Origin of the sequence: Nitrosovibrio sp. Nv6 (assembly GCF_900110495.1) — a bacterium.
In the GTDB taxonomy this organism is placed as follows: Bacteria; Pseudomonadota; Gammaproteobacteria; order Burkholderiales; family Nitrosomonadaceae; genus Nitrosospira.
The window spans coordinates 1-4,506 of sequence record NZ_FODX01000016.1 but is presented as its reverse complement, the minus strand read 5'-3'; the positions used below and the strand labels follow the sequence as shown (position 1 = coordinate 4,506).

At 60.0% G+C, this 4,506-nt stretch carries 4 protein-coding genes and 1 pseudogene; all 5 read left to right on the top strand.

The genetic code is table 11. The features are described from left to right. The first annotated feature begins 49 nt into the window (after positions 1–49). Positions 50–1,765, top strand: a complete 1,716-nt coding sequence (locus BMX66_RS15200) for a multiheme c-type cytochrome (protein WP_090883721.1) — start codon at positions 50–52, stop codon at positions 1,763–1,765. Positions 1,766–1,858: 93 nt separating this feature from the next. Continuing rightward, positions 1,859–2,401: pseudogene (locus tag BMX66_RS16185) on the top strand (hydroxylamine oxidation protein HaoB); the annotation flags it as partial. A 437-nt stretch (positions 2,402–2,838) separates the two neighbouring features. Then, positions 2,839–2,898 carry a hypothetical protein gene (locus BMX66_RS16180; RefSeq protein ID WP_369826997.1) on the top strand — a complete coding sequence of 20 codons (60 nt, stop codon included), beginning with the start codon at positions 2,839–2,841 and terminating at the stop codon, positions 2,896–2,898. Between the two features lie 347 nt (positions 2,899–3,245). Beyond that, the gene (cycA, locus tag BMX66_RS15190) at positions 3,246–3,953 is read left to right on the top strand and encodes a cytochrome c-550 CycA (protein ID WP_090883718.1); all 708 of its coding nucleotides are present in this window, start codon (positions 3,246–3,248) and stop codon (positions 3,951–3,953) included. Beyond that, positions 3,953–4,506, top strand: a 554-nt coding sequence (locus BMX66_RS15185; RefSeq protein ID WP_090883717.1) for a NapC/NirT family cytochrome c, incomplete at its 3' end; no start/stop codon positions are given. The genes cycA and BMX66_RS15185, both read left to right, overlap by 1 nt.

Here is a 4,506-nt window from a genome sequence, read left to right as displayed (position 1 = left end):
GTCACAGATACCGAAGCACAACAATTATTACGGAGTAAAGGAGAGCAAAATGGTAGTCAAGCCTTGGCTTAGGCTGGTGACGCTGACATGCGGGGCGCTATTGGCGGCGTCGGCATACGCGGAGTTTCCCAGCGTACCCAAAGAGACATACAAAGCGCTGAAGCTGGAGCAATCGGCCTCGCCCAAAGAGCTGCATCAAGCGCTGGTGAAGCGCTACAAGGACCCGGCGCAAGGGGCGGGACGGGGGACGCTGGCCAAATACTGGGAGCCGATTCCCATGAGCATGTACTTTGACCCTGCCTCTTTTTACAAACCGCCGACCTCCATGAAAGAAGTGGCGGCGCGGGACGAATGCGTCAAATGCCACACGGACGAATCCCCGGTGTGGGTGAATGCCTGGAAGAAGAGCACGCACGCCAACCTGGACAAGGTTCGCAACTTGAAGCCGGAAGACCCGATCTACTACAAGAAAGCCAAGCTGGAAGACGTGGAGAAGAACCTGCGCTCCATGGGCCGTCTGGGCGCGAACGAGAAGCTGAAGGAAGTGGGTTGCATCGACTGTCACGTCGACATCAACACCACCAAGAAAGCCGATCACATGAAAGACCTGCGCATGCCCACGGCTGACGTATGCGGCACGTGCCACCTGCAGGAATTTGCCGAACGCGAATCCGAGCGCGACACCCTCATCTGGCCGAACAAGCAATGGCCGCAGGGACGTCCCTCGCACGCACTGGACTGGAAGGCCAACGTAGAAGTCGCGGTATTTGCCTCCATGCCGCAGCGCGAGATAGCCGAAGGCTGCAGCATGTGCCACACCAACCAGAACAAGTGCGACTCCTGCCACACCCGGCATGAATTCTCCGCGGCCGAATCGCGCCAGCCGGAGACCTGCGCCACCTGCCACAGCGGGGTAGACCACAACAACTGGGAAGCCTACTCCATGAGCAAGCACGGCAAGACCGTGGCCATCATGGGCAGCAAGTGGAACTGGAACGTACCGCTGAAGGACGCCTACGCCAAGGGCGGCCAGACCGCCCCGACCTGTGCCGGCTGCCACTTCGAATATGAAGGCAAATACGCCCACAACGTCGTGCGCAAGATCCGCTGGGCCAACTACCCTGCGGTACCCGGCATTGCCGAGAACATCACCAGCGAATGGTCCGAAGAGCGGCTGGACTCCTGGGTCAAGACCTGTACCCAGTGCCACTCCGAGCGCTTTGCCCGCTCCTACCTGGAATTCATGGACAAGGGCACCTTGCACGGCCTGGCCAAATACAAGGAAGCGCACGCGGTTGCCGAGAAGCTCTACAAGGAAGGCATGCTGACCGGACAGAAGACCAACCGTCCGACCCCGCTGCCGCCTGACAAGGAAATGTTTGCCGGCTTCACCCAGCTCTACTGGTCCAAGGACAACAACCCGGCCGCCATCGAACTCAAGGTGCTGGAGATGGGCGAGAACAACCTGCCTAAACTGCACGTAGGCCTGGCGCACGTCAACCCGGGCGGCTGGACCTACACCGAAGGCTGGGGGCCGATGAACCGCGACTACGTCGAAGTCATGGACGAGAACACCAAGATCCGTGAAATGGCGGCCCTGCAGGCACGGGTGGCCAAGATGGAATCCAAGCGCAGCGCAGGCCTCTTCGACCTCAACAGCGCCGATGACAAGATCTCGCTCGGCGGCCTGGGTGGCGGCATGCTCTTGGCCGGCACGCTCGCCCTGGCAGGCTGGCGCCGGCGTGAAAAGAACGAGCGCGAGTAAGGTTCGATAACAAGCTTGATCGCCTCATCCTCTAGCCGCGCCCACCCGGCGCGGCGCAGCAGCAAACTCCTCCCCTCACTGGGCATCCTCCTGGTGACGGGAGGAATTCTTTTGCTCCTCTGGTTTGCCTGGCTCTGGTTCAATCCCGGTCCCGCCCCCTATCGCTACCAACTGGTGGAAGAAGGCGGCATCGACCAATTCAGCCAGCTGGGACTGGAAGCCTGGCCCGATCTCACCATCGCCCAATATGAAGTCTATGCCGAAGAGGTCGACCAGCCACTGGCGGTGACCCATGTTGCCCGGCGCGGCAACAGCGCACCTGTGCGGCTGGACTGGGAAAACCGCACGAGCGAACTGCTCCTGACCACTGACAGCAAACTCTCGGAACTGACCGCCCTGGCGGGCGCCATCAACAAGTATGCCGCCAAGGACGCACTCATCCTGGCCTGGTGGGACACCTCGCGCCAGATCAACCTTCTGGCCGAACGCGACACCTTGTTCACCCAGCGCGTGGGCGAGCCGCTGATCGTACCCGCCCACTGGCGCAGCCGCATCGACGCCATCCAGAAATACGAACAGGAATTCTGGGATGCCGCCGCCAGTGCAAAGGAGCAGCGCCGATTCCAGCGCTTTGCCGACGCCCTCCTGGCCGAACCGCAGGCCGGTGCCGCCATCCTGCGCGAACTGGTCGCCGAAGCCGATAAAACAGACAAAGGCGATAAAACCGAAAAGGCCGGAAGCGATGCAGCCACCCCGCGGGAAGCGTACATCGCCATCCACGTCACCGACCTCTACAAGCTGGGCATCATGCGTCCGGAGCAGTTTGACATGGCCTACAAGAACTTCCCCATGGAAGGCAACATGCACGGCATGATCGGCTACCTCAAGAACTGGATGCTGGAAAACGAATTCAAGACCTACACCCTGCAATCCCTGTCCGACAAACTGGTGCGCGGCTACTTTCTGCGCGACGCCAAAAGCCTCAACACGCTGATCGCCCAGATGCTGCCCTTCACCGAATCCCAGCCGCTTGACCTGACCGCCGTGCAGCTCATCTATCAGCAGGGCGGCTACTGGGTCTACAAGATCCCGCCTGCGGGCGGCGACAGCACCCAGCCCCAGCCCGGTGCTGACGATTCCCCGCCCGCGAGCAGCGAATCCCCGTCTCCCGCCGGCGGCTGACTGTTCCCTGAACTGTCCCCTGCGCGTTCCCTGACCGTCCCTGTGCGGTACCAGTGGTACCAGAAAGAGTGATGGTACTGGTGCTACCCGTTTATATAAACCGGAGATACAGTATGGGAATAACAGGTTTGCTGTAACATCACGTTTCAATACAAAAGGGTTGGCAATAAATCACGTTTCCGTAAAGCAGTTTGCACGAGTTTGTTGTACTATCAAAACGCCTGCCGCGGATATAACGGATCCAGCGGACATCGCGGATAACCAACGGATACTTGCCCGAAAGAAAAAAGGAGAAACCATGAGCTATCGCATGACACTAGCCCTAGCCGCAGCAGCCATGTTTGCGGTTATATCCGGGAGCGCGAGCGCCCAGTCGTTTGAAGGCCGCAAGAAATGCAGTTCCTGTCACAAGAGCCAGGCGCAATCATGGGGTGACACGGCGCACGCCAAGGCCATGGAATCGTTAAAGCCCAACACCAAGGCCGAGGCCAAGAAGAAGGCCAAGCTCGATCCCACCAAGGACTACACCAAGGACAAGGATTGCGTCGGCTGTCACGTGGACGGCTGGGGCAAGGAAGGCGGCTACACCATCGAGGACCCGAGCAAGTTCACCACCGGCGTGGGCTGCGAATCCTGCCACGGTCCCGGCTCCAAGTATCGCGGCATCCACCGCAAGGCCGGGGCCGCCTTCGAGAAATCGAAGAAGACCGCCCCGCGCCAGACCCTGGCCGACGCCGGACAGGACTTCGCCTTTGAAGAGAGCTGCAATGCCTGTCACATGAACTACGAAGGCAGCCCATGGAAGGGTGCGAAGAAGCCCTACACGCCTTTCACCCCGGCGGTGGACAAGAAATACACCTTCGACTTCGACAAATACGTGAAGGACACCAAGGCCATGCACGAGCACTACAAGCTGGACGGCACCTTCACGGGGGATCCGAAGTTCAAGTACCATGACGAGTTCCAGTCCAAGGCGAAGGTTGGCGAGAAAGGCTCGGAAGACTAATGGGCATAAAGGCAGGCGGCACCCTGCTCACGGGTGCGATACTTGGGATCGTCATGGTGGCGGTGGTATTCGGCGGCGAGGCCGCCGTCTCCACCACCGAATTCTGCACGAGCTGTCATTCCATGACCTATCCGGCGGAGGAGTTGAGAAGCTCCTCGCACTATGGCGCGCTGGGGGCGAACCCGGGCTGCAAGGATTGCCATATACCGCAGGGCTTCAAGAACTTCCACCTGGCGGTGGCGACCCATGTGGTGGATGGGGCGCGCGAGTTGTACATGGAGTTTGCCGAGGACTATTCCACAGTAGAGAAATTCAACGAGCGCAGGCTGATCATGGCGCACGATGCGCGCATGAACCTGAAGAAATGGGATAGCCGCACCTGCCGCGAATGCCACAGGAATCCGCAGCCGCCGGGGTCCGACGCCAAGGCGGCGCACAAGAAGATGGAGACCGAAGGCGCCACCTGCATCGACTGCCATCAGAACCTGGTGCACAAGGAAGCTCCCGAAACCGACCTCAACGAAAGCATCAAGCAGGGCAAGCTGGTCCTCAA

Bases quoted from the DNA above. Each gene is read 5' to 3' on its own strand.
- BMX66_RS15200 (WP_090883721.1), top strand. From the start codon at position 50: ATGGTAGTCAAGCCTTGGCTTAGGCTGGTGACGCTGACATGCGGGGCG.
- cycA (WP_090883718.1), top strand. From the start codon at position 3,246: ATGAGCTATCGCATGACACTAGCCCTAGCCGCAGCAGCCATGTTTGCG.